The organism is Streptomyces sp. NPDC096205 (assembly GCF_044763135.1).
Taxonomy (GTDB): Bacteria; Actinomycetota; Actinomycetes; order Streptomycetales; family Streptomycetaceae; genus Streptomyces.
In genome coordinates, this window is sequence record NZ_JBIWFS010000007.1 from 478,686 (window position 1) to 495,681 (window position 16,996).

17 protein-coding genes are annotated in these 16,996 nt (G+C 72.0%); 7 read left to right on the forward strand and 10 right to left on the reverse strand.

Going from position 1 to position 16,996, the window contains the following annotated elements:
- Positions 1 to 26: 26 nt before the first annotated feature.
- The 4 genes from ACIQ6Y_RS27005 to ACIQ6Y_RS27020 all read right to left on the reverse strand — a co-directional run bounded on the left by ACIQ6Y_RS27005 (position 27) and on the right by ACIQ6Y_RS27020 (position 4,171).
- Complete coding sequence (locus ACIQ6Y_RS27005) at positions 27 to 710, reverse strand: ABC transporter ATP-binding protein (protein ID WP_404042570.1); 684 nt, start codon at positions 708 to 710, stop codon at positions 27 to 29.
- Positions 711 to 789: 79 nt separating this feature from the next.
- Entirely contained in the window at positions 790 to 2,226 is a 1,437-nt protein-coding gene (locus ACIQ6Y_RS27010) for an ABC transporter permease (protein ID WP_404042571.1), read from the reverse strand.
- 129 nt (positions 2,227 to 2,355) lie between these two features.
- Positions 2,356 to 3,618, reverse strand: coding sequence for an Ig-like domain-containing protein (locus ACIQ6Y_RS27015; protein ID WP_404042572.1), 1,263 nt, complete (start codon positions 3,616 to 3,618; stop codon positions 2,356 to 2,358).
- 190 nt (positions 3,619 to 3,808) lie between these two features.
- On the reverse strand, positions 3,809 to 4,171 hold the full coding sequence (locus tag ACIQ6Y_RS27020; protein WP_404042573.1) for a hypothetical protein: 363 nt from the start codon (positions 4,169 to 4,171) through the stop codon (positions 3,809 to 3,811).
- Between the two features lie 209 nt (positions 4,172 to 4,380).
- Here ACIQ6Y_RS27020 and ACIQ6Y_RS27025 point away from each other — a divergent pair, with 209 nt between their 5' ends.
- Both ACIQ6Y_RS27025 and ACIQ6Y_RS27030 read left to right on the forward strand, forming a co-directional pair.
- Positions 4,381 to 4,674: a hypothetical protein gene (locus ACIQ6Y_RS27025; protein WP_404042574.1), complete on the forward strand. Its 294-nt coding sequence runs from the start codon at positions 4,381 to 4,383 to the stop codon at positions 4,672 to 4,674.
- Positions 4,675 to 4,720: 46 nt separating this feature from the next.
- Positions 4,721 to 5,524: a hypothetical protein gene (locus tag ACIQ6Y_RS27030; RefSeq protein WP_404042575.1), complete on the forward strand. Its 804-nt coding sequence runs from the start codon at positions 4,721 to 4,723 to the stop codon at positions 5,522 to 5,524.
- Between the two features lie 57 nt (positions 5,525 to 5,581).
- Here the strand turns inward: ACIQ6Y_RS27030 and hutH are convergent, their stop codons facing one another.
- The 3 genes from hutH to ACIQ6Y_RS27045 form a co-directional block, all read right to left on the reverse strand.
- The gene (gene hutH, locus ACIQ6Y_RS27035) at positions 5,582 to 7,120 is read right to left on the reverse strand and encodes a histidine ammonia-lyase (RefSeq protein WP_404042650.1); all 1,539 of its coding nucleotides are present in this window, start codon (positions 7,118 to 7,120) and stop codon (positions 5,582 to 5,584) included.
- A 106-nt stretch (positions 7,121 to 7,226) separates the two neighbouring features.
- A complete protein-coding gene (locus ACIQ6Y_RS27040; protein ID WP_404042576.1) occupies positions 7,227 to 8,369 on the reverse strand; it encodes a diguanylate cyclase domain-containing protein in 1,143 nt (380 codons plus the stop codon).
- A gap of 156 nt (positions 8,370 to 8,525) precedes the next feature.
- Positions 8,526 to 9,329, reverse strand: a complete 804-nt coding sequence (locus ACIQ6Y_RS27045; RefSeq protein WP_404042577.1) for an enoyl-CoA hydratase/isomerase family protein — start codon at positions 9,327 to 9,329, stop codon at positions 8,526 to 8,528.
- Positions 9,330 to 9,533: 204 nt separating this feature from the next.
- Between ACIQ6Y_RS27045 and ACIQ6Y_RS27050 the strand changes: the two genes are divergently transcribed.
- A complete protein-coding gene (locus ACIQ6Y_RS27050; RefSeq protein ID WP_404042578.1) occupies positions 9,534 to 10,892 on the forward strand; it encodes a hypothetical protein in 1,359 nt (452 codons plus the stop codon).
- On the opposite strand, the gene ACIQ6Y_RS27055 is transcribed toward ACIQ6Y_RS27050, so the two are convergent.
- Together ACIQ6Y_RS27055 and ACIQ6Y_RS27060 are read right to left on the reverse strand one after the other, a co-directional pair.
- Positions 10,893 to 11,984, reverse strand: coding sequence for an adenylate/guanylate cyclase domain-containing protein (locus ACIQ6Y_RS27055; RefSeq protein WP_404042579.1), 1,092 nt, complete (start codon positions 11,982 to 11,984; stop codon positions 10,893 to 10,895).
- Between the two features lie 175 nt (positions 11,985 to 12,159).
- Positions 12,160 to 13,017: a biotin--[acetyl-CoA-carboxylase] ligase gene (locus tag ACIQ6Y_RS27060; RefSeq protein WP_404042580.1), complete on the reverse strand. Its 858-nt coding sequence runs from the start codon at positions 13,015 to 13,017 to the stop codon at positions 12,160 to 12,162.
- Between the two features lie 110 nt (positions 13,018 to 13,127).
- On the opposite strand from ACIQ6Y_RS27060, the gene ACIQ6Y_RS27065 reads away from it, so the two are divergent.
- Together ACIQ6Y_RS27065 and ACIQ6Y_RS27070 are read left to right on the forward strand one after the other, a co-directional pair.
- Positions 13,128 to 14,723, forward strand: coding sequence for an acyl-CoA carboxylase subunit beta (locus tag ACIQ6Y_RS27065; protein WP_404042581.1), 1,596 nt, complete (start codon positions 13,128 to 13,130; stop codon positions 14,721 to 14,723).
- A 9-nt stretch (positions 14,724 to 14,732) separates the two neighbouring features.
- Positions 14,733 to 14,942 (forward strand): acyl-CoA carboxylase epsilon subunit, encoded by a 210-nt coding sequence (locus ACIQ6Y_RS27070; RefSeq protein WP_404042582.1) that lies wholly within the window; start codon positions 14,733 to 14,735, stop codon positions 14,940 to 14,942.
- On the opposite strand, the gene ACIQ6Y_RS27075 is transcribed toward ACIQ6Y_RS27070, so the two are convergent.
- Positions 14,937 to 16,073, reverse strand: coding sequence for an SGNH/GDSL hydrolase family protein (locus tag ACIQ6Y_RS27075; RefSeq protein WP_404042583.1), 1,137 nt, complete (start codon positions 16,071 to 16,073; stop codon positions 14,937 to 14,939). The two genes, ACIQ6Y_RS27070 and ACIQ6Y_RS27075, sit on opposite strands and share 6 nt — an antisense overlap.
- A 140-nt stretch (positions 16,074 to 16,213) precedes the next feature.
- Here ACIQ6Y_RS27075 and mmpB point away from each other — a divergent pair, with 140 nt between their 5' ends.
- Both mmpB and ACIQ6Y_RS27085 read left to right on the forward strand, forming a co-directional pair.
- Positions 16,214 to 16,342, forward strand: coding sequence for a morphogenic membrane protein MmpB (gene mmpB / locus ACIQ6Y_RS27080; protein WP_399645817.1), 129 nt, complete (start codon positions 16,214 to 16,216; stop codon positions 16,340 to 16,342).
- Positions 16,343 to 16,385: 43 nt separating this feature from the next.
- A complete protein-coding gene (locus ACIQ6Y_RS27085; protein WP_404042584.1) occupies positions 16,386 to 16,994 on the forward strand; it encodes a Maf family protein in 609 nt (202 codons plus the stop codon).
- Positions 16,995 to 16,996: the final 2 nt, after the last annotated feature.

The window sequence follows — 16,996 nt, forward strand, 5'->3', positions numbered from 1 at the left end:
ATAAAACCCGCGAGACGGGAGCGCTTTCAGGACACCGCGCGTTCCGTGACCGAGACTGCGCCCTTGCGGATCGTCACGAGGCGTGGAGCGCGCTTGGCGATCGCGGTGTCGTGCGTGACCATCACGAAGGTCAGCCCGTGCTCCTTCCACATGGACTCCAGGACCTCCATGACCTCGTCGCGCATCGACTCGTCGAGATTGCCGGTGGGTTCGTCGGCGAGCAGCACCTTGGGGTGCTTGACGAGTGCTCTGGCTATGGCGACGCGCTGCTGCTGTCCTCCGGACATCTCGCCGGGGAGGTGGCCCCGGCGCTCCCCGAGGCCGACCGACTCCAGTGCCTCCGCGGCTCGTTCTCGACGTTCCTTCGCCTTGATGCCGAGCGGCACGAGGGCCGTTTCCACGTTCTCCTGGGCGGTAAGGGTCGGGATGAGGTTGAAGCTCTGGAAGACGAAGCCGATGCTTTCGCTTCTTACGCGGGTGAGGCGGGCCTCGGGGAGGGCGGCGAGGTCCGTGCCGTCGAGGAACACCTGGCCGGAGGTGGGGCGGTCGAGGCCGCCGAGCATCTGGAGGAGGGTGGACTTGCCGCCGCCGGTGGGGCCTTGGATGACGAGGCGGTCTCCGTCCTGGATGGTGAGGTCTATGGCGTTGAGGGCTGTGATGGTTTCTTTGCCCCGCGTGTAGTGCTTTGTCACTGCCTTGAGGTCGTACATGGTGGTCCTTCGTCTGCGGATTGTCGGTGGCTGGTCGCGCCCGCGCGGCGGGGCCGCATATCGATACAGCCCCGCGCCCCTAGGCGATACGGCGCAGGGCATCTGCAGGGCGCAGGCGGGATGCCCGCCAGCCGCCGAAGGTGCCCGCGATGAGGCCGCCTGCAACCGCCAGGCCCACCGCCATGACGATCGTCGTGAGGCTCACCGGGGCCGTGAGGGCGACGTCCAGGGTCTTCGTCGCCGCCTCGCGGCCGGGGCCGACCATGCGCGGGCCGCTCGTCGCGCCACCGAGTTCGGCCTGCAGGGTCGGGCTCAGCGCGGTGACGGCGTACGCGCCCGCAAGGCCCAGCGCGATGCCCAGTGCGCCGCCCACCAGCCCGTTGACCACGGCCTCGCCCATCACCTGGCGGGTGACGCGGCCGGACCTCCAGCCCAGTGCCTTGAGCGTGCCGAACTCCCGCACCCGCCGGGACACCGCGGACGACGTCAGCAGCCCCGCCACCAGGAAGGCGGCGACCAGCACCACGATCGACAGCCACTTGCCCACGCCGGCCGCCAGACTCGACGCCGTCGACAGCGACCCCGACACCCGGTCCGCCAGATCGGCCGACGTCGTCACCGTCGTACCCGCGATGCTCTTCCGGACGGCCGCCTTCACGGCGTCGATCCGCTGGGAGTCCTCGGCCTTGACGTAGATCGTGGTGACCTTGTTCGCGGAGCCGGCGAGGGTCTGGGCCTGCTTCAGCGGAAGGTAGACGTCGGCGGCCGCGTCCCCGCTGTCGGCGGTGGCCACGCCGATCACCTCGTACTCGACACTCTTGACGGTGACCGTCGAACCGACCTTGTACTTCTTCTCCTTGGCGTACGCCGAGTCGACGACGGCGACCTTCGCGTTCGTCTCGGACGTCCTGAAGGTGCGGCCGCTGGTGATCTTCGAGGAGGTCAGCGGGCCGAGAGCGGGCTCGGTGACGTCGGTGCCGTAGACGGAGTAGTTGTCGACGTCGAAGTCGGCGCCGCCGCCCTCGATACGGCCCTCGGCGGCCCCGCCGCCCGGACCCCCCTGGGCGGGGGCCTCTCCCTGCTGGAGCTGGCCGCGGGTGAACGCACCGCTGACCCGGACGACCTGGAGGCTCAGTCCGCCGACCGCGTCCGCGACACCGTCCTGCGCGGCGACCTTCGCGACGGTGGAGGAGGCGAGGGTCTCAAAGCCCTGGACCATGACGCGGTCGCTGCTCTGCTCCTGCGCGTCGGAGCCGGAGTCGCTGTCGCGCGCGTCGAAGCGGAAGCGGGGGCCGCTGCCCTGCTCGCCGGTGGGGGCGGAGGCGGCCTTGGTGACCGTCATGTCGGTGCCGAGCCCGTACAGCGACTGCAGGACCTTGTCCTGCGCCTTGCCCATGCCGGAGGACACGGAGGTGACCACGATGACGAGGGCGATGCCCAGCGCGAGGCCGGAGGCGACGACGAGGGCCGCCTTTCTACGGCGGCGCAGTTCGCGCCTCAGGTAGGTGAAGAACATGCGCCGCAAGCTAGGCACGCCCCGTGATGGGCGGTTGAGCCCCGCATAAGAGCCGCATGAGAAGCCCACGAACGCCGCTGCCGCCGGGCCCGAAGGCGCGGCGGCAGCGGAGGAGTTCCAGCGGGAGGGTCAGACGGCCGAGCCGGCCTTCCACTCCGCCCAGCTCATGTTCCAGCCGTTGAGGCCGTTGTCCGGCGAGACGGTCTTGTCGCCGGTGTTCTGCACGACGACCACGTCACCGACGATCGAGTTGTTGTAGAACCACGCGGCCTCGGTGTCGGGGTCGTTGGCGCCCTTGGTGTCGTTCAGGCCGACGCAGCCGTGGCTGGTGTTGACGTTGCCGAACACCGAGTCGGCGCCCCAGTAGTTGCCGTGGATGAAGGTGCCCGAGGTGGTCAGGCGCATGGCGTGCGGCACGTCCTTGATGTCGTACTCGCCCTTGCCGTCGTCGTCGGTGAAGCCGACCGTGGCGCCGTTCATCCGGGTCTCCTTGAACTTCTCGGAGATCACCATCTGACCTTCGTAGGTCTTGTTGTCGGGCGAGCCCGCGGAGATCGGGATGGTCTTGACGACCTTGCCGTTCTGCGTGACCTTCATCTGCTTGGTGTTGGCGTCGACGTACGACACCTGGTTGCGGCCGATCTGGAAGGTGACCGTCTTCTGCTGGACGCCGTAGACGCCCTCGGCGCCCTCGACCCCGTCGAGCGCCAGCTTCAGCGTGATGGTCGAGTTCTGCTGCCAGTAGTCCTCGGGGCGGAAGTCGAGGCGGTTGGCGTTGAACCAGTGGCCGACGACCTCCTGCCCGCTGGAGGAGGTGACGGTGATGCCCTTCTGGACGTCCACCTTGTTGGTGATCGCCTTGTCGAAGTTGATCGACACGGGCATGCCGACGCCGACGGTCGAGCCGTCCTCCGGCGTGAAGGAGCCGATGAAGCTGTTGTCCGGCGAGACCGTGGTGAAGGAGGCGTTCTCGTGGGCCTCGCGGCCCTCGGCGTCCTTCGCGGTCACGGCGACCTTGTAGGTGGTGGAGCGCTCCAGCTGGGCGGTGGGCTTCCAGCTGGTCTTGTCGGCGGATATCTCACCGGCGACGGCGGTGCCGTCCGCGGTGGTCATCGTCACCTCGGTGAGCGTGCCCTTGCTCACCGTGACGGCTGCCGAGTTGTTGATGGAGGCGTTGTTCGAGCCGTCCGCCGGCGTGATCTTGATCTGGGCCTCGGAGGTCTTCTGGGCCGCCGCCTCGTCGACCTTGGCCTGCGAGGTGTCCTCGGCCCCGTCGGCCTTGGCCTCGTCGCCGCCGGAGCAGGCCGAGAGCACCAGCACCCCGCCGAGCAGTGCGGACGCGACCGTGAGGCCCTTGCGCCGCTTACTGTTCGTCATCACACGCTTCTCCATCGTTGCCGAATCCCCAGTAACCCCGAGAGTTCCCCGCCAATAACGTTCAACGCTACGACCGGTCCGTCCCGTTCCACATGTCCCGTATGTGTGGGGCACACCACGTTGCCGGACGGCTGTTGCCGTCCGTGAGACGAAGAAACCCCGGACGGCGGTTGCCGTCCGAGGTCACGATTTCCCCACGTCCGGCTCAGCGGACCGACGGCTCCCCGCCGTCGTCGCCCTCTTCTTCATCGCCGTCGACATCATCCTCGCCGAGGTCCCAGTCCGGCGAATCGGGGTCGTAGTCGATCAGCTCGCTGCTCCACGAGGCCTGCTGGAGCTCGACCCCGGGCACCTCGCCCACCAGGTCGAACGGGTCCACGAGGTAGGCGAGGGCCTCCGCCGTGTCCTCCGTCACAGCGCCTTCGGCGTGGGCGCGCTCGGTGTCGGGCATCTCGTCGTCCTCGGCGATGCGGGCGAGCGCCGCGCCGGTCACCGCCTCCACGTCGTCCACCTCGAGGACGAGTTCCACGCGAAGCCGTACGAAACGTGATGTCTCAGGAGTGCTCATGTCGCGAGGGTACGGCTCGCTGCGCCCACGGCTTTCCCGCGACCCGCGCCTTTCGGCCGGACGCCCCCGGGGCCGCGCCGACCTGCGCGGGCAACCGCTTCCGCTCGCGGCTGGCCTGATCCGGCGGACAGGCCCTAGCATCGCCCCACACGGCCAATTCGCCAGCGTCACAAGGGGATCGATATTCCGTGTCATCCGCTCGTCGTCCGTTGCTGACAGCCACCGCCGCGGCCACCCTGCTGGGCGCCCTGTGGTTCGTCCCGTCCGCCAACGCCACGGACGGCTCCCCGGCGAGACAGCAGCCCTCGACGACCACGACGACCCAGGCCAGGGCGGCCGTGGCGGCGAGCACCGAGGCCTTGCAGGACTCGCAGGGCGGCACCGAACTCGCCGACACCGGAAGCTTCGACAGCACGCCGTACGTCGTCGGCGGCACGCTCTTCCTCGCGGTCGGCGCCGGATTCGTGACATATTCGGTGCGTAGAGAGCGACTTGGGTTCTAAATACCCAAGCTTGACGCGTCTTTGACCGAACACTCATAGTCCGCTCATGAACAGATCAACGGGGGCGCGCCTGTGCGCCACGGCTGTCGTGGGCGCGATGTCTCTGGCACTTCTCACGGGGTGCTCGGACAGTGGCTCGGACGACTCCAAGAACACCGGCTCGGGTGGTGCGTCGGAGAACGCCAAGACGTACACCAAGGCCGAGCTGGAGAAGCTGATCATCGCCCAGGGCGATGTGACCGGCTACAAGGTCGAGCCGGTCGACAAGGAGCTCAGCGCCGAGAAGGGCAAGCTCAAGGGCGACGAGAAGTGCCTGCCGCTGGCCTACGTGATGAGCGGCCTGGCGCCCACGGACGCGCCGGCCGAGACGAACACCATGGCCACGCAGGACAAGAAGCCCTCCGACACGGCCTCCAAGTCCCTGGAGGACCTGACCGACGGCGAGACCGAGGACGCCCTCGCGGACGCGATGAGCGTCGACGTGTCGGTGGTCGCGCTGTCCTCGTACGACGGTGAGGGCGCCGCGGACGCGTTCAAGACCGTCTCCGACGCGGTCAAGGACTGCGCGGGCGGCTTCGAGATCACGGACGGCTCGGACGAGCCGACGAAGATGACCAAGGTCACCGAGGAGAAGGCCGTCGGCGCCACCGGCGACGAGGCGGTCGCCTTCTCCGCGACCGGCGAGATGGACGCCGCGACGGGGGAGACCGCCACGGTCCACACCCAGGTCGTGCGTCACGGCAACACCATCGCCTCGTACTTCACGATGAACCTCGGCGCGATGATGTCGCAGAAGGACTACACGGTCCCCGCGGTCGTCGTGAACGCCCAGGGCGCCAAGCTGAAGTAACCGGCTGCACGGAAGGGCCCCGTCCGGAACGCCGGACGGGGCCCTTCGGCTTGCCGCCTAGCGCAGCGGCCCGGTGACCTTCTCCGCCGCCGCGACCAGCGAGCCGTCGCGGACGAAGGCGTCCGCCGCGGCGAGGTCGGGGGCGAGGAAGCGGTCCGGGCCGGGGCCGCCGACGCCGGCCGCGCGGGCGGCGTCGATGACCGCGCGGGTCGCCGGGGCCGGGGTGAGGCCCTCGCGCAGCTCGACCGCGCGGGCGGCGGCGTAGAGCTCGACGGCGATGACGCGGGTGAGGTTGCCGACGGCGGTGCGCAGCTTGCGCGCGGCCGACCAGCCCATGGAGACGTGATCCTCCTGCATCGCGGAGGACGGGATGGAGTCGGCCGAGGCCGGCACGGCGAGCCGCTTCAGCTCGCTGACCAGCGCGGCCTGCGTGTACTGGGCGATCATCAGGCCGGAGTCGACGCCGGCGTCGTCCGCGAGGAACGGCGGCAGGCCGTGGCTGCGGTTCTTGTCGAGCAGCCGGTCGGTGCGCCGCTCGGCGATGGAGGCCAGGTCGGCGGCGGCGATGGCGAGGAAGTCCAGGACGTAGGCGACCGGGGCGCCATGGAAGTTGCCGTTGGACTCGACGCGGCCGTCGGGCAGCACGACCGGGTTGTCGACGGCGGAGGCCAGCTCGCGCTCGGCGACGAGGCGGGCGTGGGCCATGGTGTCCCGGCCGGCGCCGGCGACCTGCGGGGCGCAGCGCACCGAGTAGGCGTCCTGCACGCGCGGGGCGTCGTCCTGGTGGTGGCCGGTGAGGCCGGAGTCCTTGAGCACGGCCAGCATGTTGGCGGCGGAGTCGCCCTGGCCCGGGTGCGGGCGGATGGCGTGCAGCTCGGGGGCGAGGACCTTGTCGGTGCCGAGCAGGGCCTCCAGGGAGAGGGCCGCGGTGATGTCGGCGCTCTTGTAGAGGGTGTCGAGGTCGGCGAGGGCCATGATCAGCATGCCGAGCATGCCGTCGGTGCCGTTGAGGAGGGCGAGGCCCTCCTTCTCGCGCAGCTCGACGGGGGCGATGCCGGCCTCGGCGAGCAGCTCGGCGGCGGGCTTCACGGTCCCGTCCGGACCCTCGGCGTCGCCCTCGCCCATGAGCGCCAGGGCGCAGTGCGAGAGCGGGGCGAGGTCGCCGGAGCAGCCGAGGGAGCCGTACTCGTGCACGACCGGGGTGATCCCGGCGTTGAGCAGGTCGGCCATGGTCTGCGCGACCTCGGGGCGGACGCCGGTGTGGCCGGAGCAGACCGTCTTCAGGCGCAGGAACATCAGCGCGCGCACGACCTCGCGCTCGACGCGCGGGCCCATGCCGGCGGCGTGCGAGCGGACGATGTTGCGCTGGAGCTGGGCGCGCAGCTCCGGGCTGATGTGCCGGGTCGCCAGGGCGCCGAAGCCGGTGCTCACGCCGTAGACGGGGTCGGGCTTGGCGGCCAGCGCCTCGACGATCTCGCGGGCCGCCGCGAGGGCCGCCACCGCCTCCTCGGAGAGCTCGACCCGGGCGCCGCCGCGCGCCACGGCGAGGACGTCGGACGCGGTCGTGCCGGACGTCCCCACCACCACAGTGTGCATATCCATATTCAGGAGCGTACGCAGTGAAGACCAAGATGTCACCAGTGGGAGCCCGGTTCGCCCCTTACCGAATACGTCACACAGGTCAGGGGCCGCACCCGTTACGTCAGTGACGCCCGCGGAAGCGGCGCCGCTCGGCTCCGGTCTCGTGCGAGGGCTCGTCGGCCAGGCGTACGACGGGGTCGTCCGGGCCCTCGCGGCCGGCCACCACCGGCTTGCCGCCCCGTACGGCCTTGGCCTGGTACTGGGCGGCGTCGGCCAGCCGGAACAGGCGCCGGGCCGAGCCGACCGCGCCGATCGGGTCCTCGGTGGACGCCACCCCGCAGGCCACGCCCTCGCCCAGCTCCAGCTCGGCGGCCCTGCGGCACAGCTCCTCGGCGACCTCGACCACGTCGTCGGCGGCCGGGCCGACCGCCAGCAGGCAGAACTCGTCCCCGCCGAGCCGGGCGACGAGCGCGCCGGGCAGCATCGCGCCGCACAAGGACAGCACTGAGCCGAACCGTTCCAGCAGGCGGTCGCCGACGGCGTGCCCAAGGGTGTCGTTCACCCGCTTGAGGCCGTTCAGGTCGCACACGACGAGGCTGACGACCACGCCCTGGGTGCGGTGGCGCTCGATCGCCTCGTCCAGGCGCATGTCGACGCACCGGCGGTTGGCGAGGCCGGTCAGCGCGTCGGTGAACGCCAGCCGGCGGGCCTCCTCGAGACGCTCGGTCTGCGCAAGGCCCGCCGCGACGACCGCGGCGAGCACGGTGGCGAACTCCGCGTCGGCCGGCTCGAACACGGGCTCTCCGACGGGCCGGGCGACATACAGCTCGCCCCAGGCCCGGCCGTGCAGCACGACCGGGGCGACGACACAGCTGCCGCGGCCGCGGCGGCGCAGGGCCGCGACGCGCTGATGGATGTAGCCGGGGCGGCCCGCGGCGGGGCCGTCGGCGGTCTCCACCCAGGCGTTGGGGCCGCCGCCGCCGGCCCATCGCTCGTGCAGGAACTCGGTGATCTCCGGGAACTGGTGGACGGGGTAGGTCTCGTCGTCCGGGTACTCCACCTCGCCGGAGGTGCGCTCCCCCACGTTCACCAGGACCCTCAGCCGGCCCCGCTCACGCTCCCAGACCGAGAGCGCGGCGAAGCTGCCGGCGAGCGCGTGGCAGGCGCCCTGCGCCGCCGCGCGCCAGGACTCGCGGGGGGTGTGTGCCGCGGCCATGCCCTGCGCCAGCGCGACTACCGCCGAGAGTCGCTTGTCCTCGCCCATTGCTCCAGGTTAGGGAGCTTTGGGGCGGTGTGGTGGGTTTGTGTGGCGAATAGGTGGGGGTGGCTCCGTGATGTGCGTCCTGAGGGCCGTGGTCGCTTCTCGCGCCCACGCGGCGGAGCCGCATATGGATACAGCCCCGCGCCCCTGACTAGGTATTCACTCACCCGGCCACAGGGGCTTGCGCTTCTCGTTGAAGGCCTTGACCCCCTCCGCCCTGTCTCCCGAGAAGGCCACCGACCGCCAGGCCGCATCCTCCACCTCCAGGCCCGCCTGCAGGTCCAGGCCGTGGCCGAGGCGGAGGGCGCGCTTGGCGGCACGGAGTCCCACGGGGGAGTTGGCGGCGATACGGCCGGCCAGCGCGAGGGCCTCCTCGCGGTCCTGGCCGGCATCGACGAGGAGGTCGATCAGGCGGAGGTCCCTGGCCTCCTCGGCCTCCACGCGGCGGGCCGTGAAGATCAGCTCGGCCGCGCGGGCGGCGCCGACCCGGCGAGGCAGGAGCTGGGTGCCGCCGCCGCCCGGGATGACCCCGACGGAGACCTCGGGCAGTCCGACCACGGCCGTACGGTCGGCCACGATCATGTCGCAGGACAGCGCCAGCTCGAAGCCGCCGCCGAGCGCGAAGCCGTGCACCGCGGCGATCGTCGGCACGGGCAGTTCCAGCACGCCGGTGTAGGCGCCCCGGGCGACGGGGCGCTGGCGCACCAGCTCGGCGTCGGTGAAGGAGTTGCGCTCCTTCAGGTCGGCGCCGACGCAGAAGGCGCGCTCGTGCGTGGAGGTGACCACGACGGCCCGGACACTCCGGTCCGCCCCCAGCGCCGCGCACGCCCCGGCGATGGAGCGCGCCATCTCCGTCGACACGGCGTTCATCGCCTTCGGCCGGTCCAGGGCCAGCTCGGCCACGTGGCCCCCGCCCCCGTGCCGCCGCACGGCCACGAACTCCCCGAACCGCTCCTCGCTCATGAACACCCTCCGGTTAACGCGGGTTAACAACTCTCGCCCCGATCATCGCAGCCGGGTCCCTCCGGGGGAAGAGCCGCCCGGGGCACCTCGCCGACAACCCGTTCGAGTGACATCCCCACCGACTCCCCCACCCGGCGCCGCCGGAGCGCCTAGCGTGCACGGCCACGGCGCACGGGGGCGCGAGCGCATCGGGGAGGCATCACGATGACGGACGACACGACCGGGGACACAGGGACCGCCGGCAGGGCTGCCGCCCGCGCGAGGGCCACGACGCCCTCGGCCCCGCGACAGGCGGCCGGCGAACAACCGGCTGCGGCGCCGCAGGGACCTGGGGCGAATGGCGGAGCTGCGCGGCAGGAACCCGGGGCGAACTCCGAAGCCGCTGCGCAGGAACCCGGGGCGCACGCCGAAGCTACGGCGCAGGAACCTGGGGCGAACGCCGAAGCCGCTGCGCAGGCACCCGGGGCGACCGCCGGAGCTGCGCCGCAGGGACTCCGGGCGAACGCCGAAGCCGCAACGCAGGAACCCGGGGCAAGCGCCGAAGCCGCAGCGGGGGCTGACCCGACCGACACCGAGGCGGGCACCCGCAAGTCCGGCGGGGTCGCGCAGTCCCACGCGGCCCGCGCCCTGACGGAGACCGGCGCGCCGAACGCCGCCGCGGCAACCGCCGACCTCGACGCCGAGGCGGGGCTCCGCAGATCCGACACCCTCGCGCAGTCCCACCCCGTCGCGGAGCCCCACCCCGCCCGCCGCCTCACCGACCCCGGCGCACCCACAGCAGCCTCGGGGCCCGACACGCTCGCGCAGTCCCACCCCGTCGCGGAGCCCCACCCCGCCCGCCGCCTCACCGACCCCCGCGCCCTCGCAGCAGCCTCGGGGTCCGACGCCGTCGCGAAGGCGTGCGCGTCCCGCGCACCGGTGGGGCCCGAGGCCAGGGACGGCGCCCGGGAGGAGGCGAGCCTCACGCCCACGCCGGCACCCGGCGCGGCCGGGCTCGGGAGAATGCGGGGTCGGCACCGGCGGCCGCGGCCGCGCAGGGCGGTGCTGGCGGTGGGTGGACTGGCGCTGGCGGCGGGGGCGTTGAGCCTGGTGCGGATGGCGCCGGAGACGGGGATCGGGGGGCCGGGGGCGGTGGAGGCCGAGCCGCGGATCAATCCGTACCGGGGGACCGAGCGGGCGACGAACGCGGGGGCCACCGTCACCACCGTGCCGCAGGCGAGCCCGTCGGCGACCGTCCCGCTCGGCGCGGCCGGTTCCTCGCCGGTGCCGGGCGTCGGTGCGGACGTACCCGACAAGGCGACGGCGCCGAACTCCGCCGCCGCGTCCGAGCCCGCCGCCCCGACCGCCACCGGCATCCCGCAGGCGCCGAGCACCCCGACACCCCGGACGGACGAGCCGACCGCGGAACCGCCGTCGGCCACCCGCTCCCCGGCCCCGCAGCCGACGCCGACCACGCCCCGGCCGCAGCCTTCCTCACCGCCCCCGGCCACCACCCAGCCGACCCCGCCGCCAGGGCTGTGCCTGCCGGTCATCGGGCTGTGCGTGCTGGACGAGCAGCCGTGATCACAACGTAGGCGCGCCCTCCCGGCGCGTCAGCAGCCACGGCTCGACCACGCCGAGGCCTCGCACCGGGCGCTGCCACATCGGCTGGAGCGCGAAACGGTAGGCCGGCGGCTCCTCGCCCTCCTTCTCCGCGGCGGCAGCCGCCTCCGCGGCCTCCGTCTCGGAGGCGGGCGCCTCGCCCGTGCGGATCAGCTCCTCGGCGAAGGCGCTGTCGACGAGCACGGCGTCCCGGGGGGCTATGGAGGTCAGACGGGAGGCCAGATTCACCGTCGTACCGAAGACGTCACCCATCCGGGTGGTGACCGTGCCGAAGGCGATGCCCACCCGCAGCTCCGGCATGGTCTCGTCGTTCGCCATCGTCTCGATCAGGCGCAGGGCGATCTCCGCCGCCGTGCCCGCGTCGTCCGCGGCGTACAGCACCTCGTCGCCCAGGGTCTTGATCAGCCGTCCGCCGCGCGCGGCGACCAGGTCGGCGGCCGTGGTCTCGAAGGCCTCGACCAGTTCGCCGAGCTCCTCCTCCTCCAGGCGGCGGGTGAGACGGGTGAAGCCGACCAGGTCGGCGAAGCCGACGGCCAGCCGGCGGTCGACCATCTCCTCGTCGTCGCCGGCCTGCACGACCCGGCCCGTCGCGGCGGCGAGCTGTCGGCGCCAGACGTAGACGAGGAACTCCTCCAGCTCGGGCAGCAACAGCTCGACCAGCGGGTACGTCACCTCGGTCCGGGTCATGCCCGGCTCCGGCGGCTCCGTCAGGCCCTCCAGGAAGGAGTCGATCTGCCACTCGGCCAGCCGGGCCGTGGTCTGCCCGGTGGAACGGGCCACCTGCACGGCCATCGCCTCGCTCAGCAGCCCCGCCTCGACCAGACCGGCCAGCCGGCGCAGCGCCAGCACGTCGGCCTCGGTGAGCGCCTTGGCCTGGCCGATGTCGGCGAAGCCCATCGCCCGCCAGAAGCGGGACGCCAGTTCCATGGAGACACCGGCGCTGCGGGCCGCCTGGAAAGGGGTGTAGCGCCGCTCGGCGCCGAGGATGAGCTGTTCCAGACGCAGCGCGAGCGGGTCCTCACCGGGGTCGGTGCCGGTGTCGTCGACGGTCACGCCTGCTGCCCTTCCGATCTGTCGCGGTCAGGTATCGACCGGCCTCAACTGTACGGCCTCACTCCGTTGGGTTTCGCCGCGTCGGGGCTGCGTGTGCCTGGTTTCCGATCGCGGCCGGGTGCGGGTTGTCCTTGGTTGCTCGCGCAGTTCCCCGCGCCCCTTCGACTACGCATCCTCACGCCAGTCTCAAGTGCACGATGTCTCCTGCGCCTACCGGTTCCTGTACGCCCTCCTCCGTTGCGATGACCAGCCTTCCGTCGCCGTCGATCGCGACGGCCTCGCCGATCAGCGAGCGGTCGCCCGGGAGCTCGGCGCGGACCGTCCGTCCCAGGGTCGCGCAGCCCGCCGCGTACGTCTCCTGGAGGCCGGACGCCGCAGGGTCGCCGCCGGCCGCGCGCCAGCGGCCGTACCAGTCCTCCAGGGTGCGCAGGACGGCCCGCAGGAGGGTGTCGCGGTCGGTGCTGACGGCGTTCGCGAGGGCGAGGGAACCCGCCTGCGGGACGGGGAGTTCGTCCTCGCGGAGGGTGACGTTGATGCCGACGCCGAGGACGACCATGTCGTCGCCGGCGCGCTCGGCGAGGATGCCGCCGGCCTTGCGTTCCTCGCCGCCGACGGTGACGAGGAGGTCGTTGGGCCACTTGAGTGCCGTGTCCACGCCCGCCGCGCGGGACAGGCCGGTCGCGACGGCGACTCCGGTGAGCAGGGGCAGCCAGCCCCAGCGGGCCACCGGGACCTCGGCGGGCCGCAGCAGGACGGAGAAGAAGAGGCCGGAGCGCGGCGGGGCGCTCCACTGCCGGTCCAGGCGGCCGCGTCCGGCGGTCTGCTCCTCGGCGACCAGGACGGCACCCTCCTCGGCCTTGCCCGCGACGGCGAGCGCGACGAGGTCGGAGTTGGTGGAGCCGGTGCTGCGCACCACCTCCACCCCCCGCCACAGCCCTCCCTCGCGCACCAGTCCCCGGCGCAGGGACATGACGTTCAGGGGCGGCCGGTCCAGGTCGGACCAGCGGTTCTCGGAAGGCTCTCGCGGCGTCATGCAAGCCACCCTAGGTGTGTTGTATGCCGCACTGCCGATCGGTAGGCCCACCACTACGCTACGGATGAGTAATCGTCCCCCCTTTTGAGCAGGCAGGGAGCCGCATCCCGATGTCCGAGCCGGAAGAGATCGACATTCACACCACCGCGGGCAAGCTCGCGGATCTCCAGCGCCGCATCCAGGAGGCGACGCACGCCGGCTCGGCACGTGCCGTCGAGAAGCAGCACGCCAAGGGCAAGCTGACGGCGCGTGAGCGGATCGAACTGCTCCTCGACGAGGACTCGTTCGTAGAGCTGGACGAGTTCGCGCGTCACCGCTCCACCAACTTCGGCCTGGATGCCAACCGCCCGTACGGCGACGGCGTCGTCACCGGCTACGGCACGGTCGACGGCCGCCCGGTCGCGGTGTTCTCGCAGGACTTCACCGTGTTCGGCGGTGCCCTGGGCGAGGTCTACGGCCAGAAGATCGTCAAGGTCATGGACTTCGCGCTGAAGACCGGCTGCCCGGTCATCGGCATCAACGACTCCGGCGGCGCCCGCATCCAGGAGGGTGTGGCCTCGCTGGGCGCGTACGGCGAGATCTTCCGCCGCAACACGCACGCCTCCGGTGTGATCCCGCAGATCAGCCTCGTCGTCGGCCCGTGCGCGGGCGGCGCGGTGTACTCCCCCGCGATCACCGACTTCACGGTGATGGTCGACCAGACCTCGCACATGTTCATCACCGGCCCGGACGTCATCAAGACGGTCACCGGCGAGGACGTCGGCTTCGAGGAGCTGGGCGGCGCCCGCACCCACAACTCGGTCTCCGGTGTGGCCCACCACATGGCGGGGGACGAGAAGGACGCGATCGAGTACGTCAAGCAGCTGCTGTCGTACCTGCCGTCCAACAACCTCTCCGAGGCGCCGGCCTTCCCCGAGGAGGCCGACCTGGCGGTGTCGGACGAGGACCGCGAGCTGGACACGATCGTGCCGGACTCGGCGAACCAGCCGTACGACATGCGCACGGTCGTCGAGCACGTCCTGGACGACGCCGAGTTCTTCGAGACGCAGGCGCTGTTCGCGCCGAACATCGTCACCGGCTTCGGCCGGGTCGAGGGCCACCCGGTCGGCATCGTCGGCAACCAGCCGATGCAGTTCGCGGGCTGCCTGGACATCCCGGCCTCCGAGAAGGCGGCCCGGTTCGTGCGCACCTGCGACGCCTTCAACATCCCGGTGCTGACGTTCGTGGACGTGCCCGGCTTCCTGCCGGGTGTCGGCCAGGAGCACGACGGCATCATCCGCCGCGGCGCGAAGCTGATCTACGCCTACGCCGAGGCCACGGTCCCGCTGATCACGGTGATCACCCGCAAGGCCTTCGGCGGCGCCTACGACGTCATGGGCTCCAAGCACCTCGGCGCCGACATCAACCTGGCCTGGCCTACGGCGCAGATCGCGGTGATGGGCGCCCAGGGCGCGGTCAACATCCTGCACCGGCGCACCCTGGCCGAGGCGGAGGCGAACGGCGAGGATCTGGAGGCGGTGCGCGCCCGGCTGATCCAGGAGTACGAGGACACGCTCCTCAACCCCTACGTCGCGGCCGAGCGCGGTTACGTCGACTCCGTGATCGCCCCGTCCGACACGCGCCGCCACATCGTGCGCGGCCTGCGTCAGCTGCGCACGAAGCGGGAATCCCTGCCTCCGAAGAAGCACGGCAACATCCCCCTGTAAGGAGCCGCTGTGACGATCAAGGTCGTACGGGGCAACCCGACCCCCGAGGAGCTGGCCGCCGCCCTGGCGGTGGTCAGGGCCCGCGCCGTGGCGGCATCGGCTCTGCCGTCCGGCGCACCCGCCCCGAGGGACTCCTGGTCCGACCCGTCCCGCATCGCGGCCCGGCCGGTGCCCCAGCCGGGGCGTTCGGCCTGGGCCCGCACGTACTGGCCCTCATAGGCCCTGGAGCACGGCCGCGACGGCTTCGGCCATCACCTCGTACCCTGCGTCATTCGGGTGCAGGTGATCGCCGAAGTCGTACGCCGCCCGCAGCCGGTCGGGGTCCTGGGGATCGGCGAGGGCCCGGTGGAGGTCCACGACGGCGTCGTACTCCCCGGAGTTCCGGATCCACTCGTTGAGCTCATGGCTCACCTTCGCCGCGTGCTCGCCCCAGTGGTCCGAGCCCCCCAGTGGCAGCAGCGTCGCCCCGATCACCCGTAGCCCGGCCCCGCGAGCCTGGCGTATCAACTCCCGGTGTCCGGCGATCAGTTCGTCCGCCTCCAGGACGGGCGCGGGCTTGTACGTCGGCTGCTCGTCGGTCTCGCTGAAGCCGATGTCGTTCAGCCCGAGCAGCACCACGAGGGTGTCCACGCCCGGGTGGGCCAGGACGTCCCTGGACAGCCGGTGGACGCCCTTCTCGCCGTACCACGCCGAGTCGTTGAGCAGCAGGTTCCCGCCGATCCCGGCGTTCAGCACGGGCCGCCCGGTGCGGGTGGCGAGGGCGTCGGACCAGCGGCGGTCCGTGCCCGGGGTGGAGCCGAAGCCGTCGGTGATCGAGTCGCCGAAGAGGGCGACGGCGTCCCGGCGGCCCGCGTCCGTCTCGACGGCGGACAGGAGGTACCAGGACTCGGTGACCGCGTCGAAGCCGGCGGCCGTCGCGTCCGTGAGGTCGCCCTCGCCGCGGTAGCTGTGCGTGAAGGCCTGCGCGTGGAAGGTCGCGGGCCCGGTCGCGGTGTCGAAGTAGAGGGTGACGGCGAGGGAGTCACCCGCGCCGAGGGCGAGTTCGACGGCGTCGCTGACGGCCTCGCCGCGGGCCGGGATCTCCGCCTCCCGCTCTCCCCGGAAGGTGAGCGGCCGCAGCGTCCCCGCCTCGATCCCGGCCCCCTCCCCCGCCCGTGCCACGCTCGCGGCCGCGACCCGCAGCGGCGAGGTGCCGTACGCGTGGGACAGCCGTATCCGCACCCGGTCTCCGCCTGCGGAGAGCCGGACGATCTGGCGCAGCGACTGGCGCCAGAAGCCCTCGCGGGACCAGTTGGGGGTGAAGCCCTCGCTGGGGAGCTGGGGTGATGCGGTCCAGACAGTGGTGAACACGGCAGGGTCCTCCTCGCCTTGACGGATCGATCCTAATGGAACCGAAGCACCATTAGGCTAACAGAACCCGAGTCCCATTTAGTTAAGTTGAGTACGCGTACTCAGGCGCCGCCCGGGCCGCCGGCCGGACCATTGCGGTCATGCTGTGGTCCGACCCGGAGAACGAGCCGCCCGAGGAACTGCGTGAGATGCAGGCGATGTTGCGGCGGCTGGGCGTTCTCATGGCCGTGGCCATGGTGCTGGCGATGATCGCGATCGGCCTGAGGTGAGACACGGCCTGCCACCACGGGACCGCGCCGATACGCTGGCGGCATGACTGATCAGCCGCGCCGCCGACTCGTCCTCGCCTCCCAGTCCCCCGCCCGGCTCGGGCTGCTGCGCCAGGCCGGACTGGCCCCCGAGGTGATCGTGAGCGGCGTCGACGAGGACGCCGTCACCGCGCCGACCCCGGCCGAACTGGCACTCGCCCTGGCCGAGGCCAAGGCCTCCGTGGTGGCCGCCCGGCCCGAGGTGCAGGGCGCGCTGGTGATCGGCTGCGACTCGGTGCTCGAACTCGACGGCCAGGCCCTCGGCAAGCCCGCCGACGCCGAGGAGGCCACCGCCCGCTGGAAGGCCATGCGCGGCCGCGCGGGCGTCCTGCAGACCGGCCACTGCGTCTGGGACACCGCCACCGGCCGCTACGCCTCGGCCACCGCCTCCACGGTCGTCCGCTTCGGCGATCCCACCGACGAGGAGATCGCCGCGTACGTCGCCTCCGGCGAGCCCCTCCACGTCGCGGGCGCCTTCACCCTCGACGGCCGCTCGGCCCCGTTCATCGACGGCATCGACGGCGACCACGGCAACGTCATCGGCATCAGCCTGCCCCTGGTCCGCCGTCTGCTGGGCCGCCTGGGGGTTTCCATCACCGACCTGTGGACCTGAGG

Excerpts from the sequence above, each read along its gene's own strand:
- ACIQ6Y_RS27045 (WP_404042577.1), bottom strand. The coding sequence starts at position 9,329 with ATGAGCGAGGAGCGGTTCGGGGAGTTCGTGGCCGTGCGGCGGCACGGG.
- mmpB (WP_399645817.1), top strand. The coding sequence starts at position 16,214 with ATGCTGTGGTCCGACCCGGAGAACGAGCCGCCCGAGGAACTGCGTGAG.
- ACIQ6Y_RS27050 (WP_404042578.1), top strand. The coding sequence starts at position 9,534 with ATGACGGACGACACGACCGGGGACACAGGGACCGCCGGCAGGGCTGCC.
- ACIQ6Y_RS27030 (WP_404042575.1), top strand. The coding sequence starts at position 4,721 with ATGAACAGATCAACGGGGGCGCGCCTGTGCGCCACGGCTGTCGTGGGC.
- ACIQ6Y_RS27020 (WP_404042573.1), bottom strand. The coding sequence starts at position 4,171 with ATGAGCACTCCTGAGACATCACGTTTCGTACGGCTTCGCGTGGAACTC.
- ACIQ6Y_RS27015 (WP_404042572.1), bottom strand. The coding sequence starts at position 3,618 with ATGGAGAAGCGTGTGATGACGAACAGTAAGCGGCGCAAGGGCCTCACG.
- hutH (WP_404042650.1), bottom strand. The coding sequence starts at position 7,120 with ATGCACACTGTGGTGGTGGGGACGTCCGGCACGACCGCGTCCGACGTC.
- ACIQ6Y_RS27085 (WP_404042584.1), top strand. The coding sequence starts at position 16,386 with ATGACTGATCAGCCGCGCCGCCGACTCGTCCTCGCCTCCCAGTCCCCC.
- ACIQ6Y_RS27010 (WP_404042571.1), bottom strand. The coding sequence starts at position 2,226 with ATGTTCTTCACCTACCTGAGGCGCGAACTGCGCCGCCGTAGAAAGGCG.
- ACIQ6Y_RS27060 (WP_404042580.1), bottom strand. The coding sequence starts at position 13,017 with ATGACGCCGCGAGAGCCTTCCGAGAACCGCTGGTCCGACCTGGACCGG.
- ACIQ6Y_RS27065 (WP_404042581.1), top strand. The coding sequence starts at position 13,128 with ATGTCCGAGCCGGAAGAGATCGACATTCACACCACCGCGGGCAAGCTC.
- ACIQ6Y_RS27040 (WP_404042576.1), bottom strand. The coding sequence starts at position 8,369 with ATGGGCGAGGACAAGCGACTCTCGGCGGTAGTCGCGCTGGCGCAGGGC.
- ACIQ6Y_RS27005 (WP_404042570.1), bottom strand. The coding sequence starts at position 710 with ATGTACGACCTCAAGGCAGTGACAAAGCACTACACGCGGGGCAAAGAA.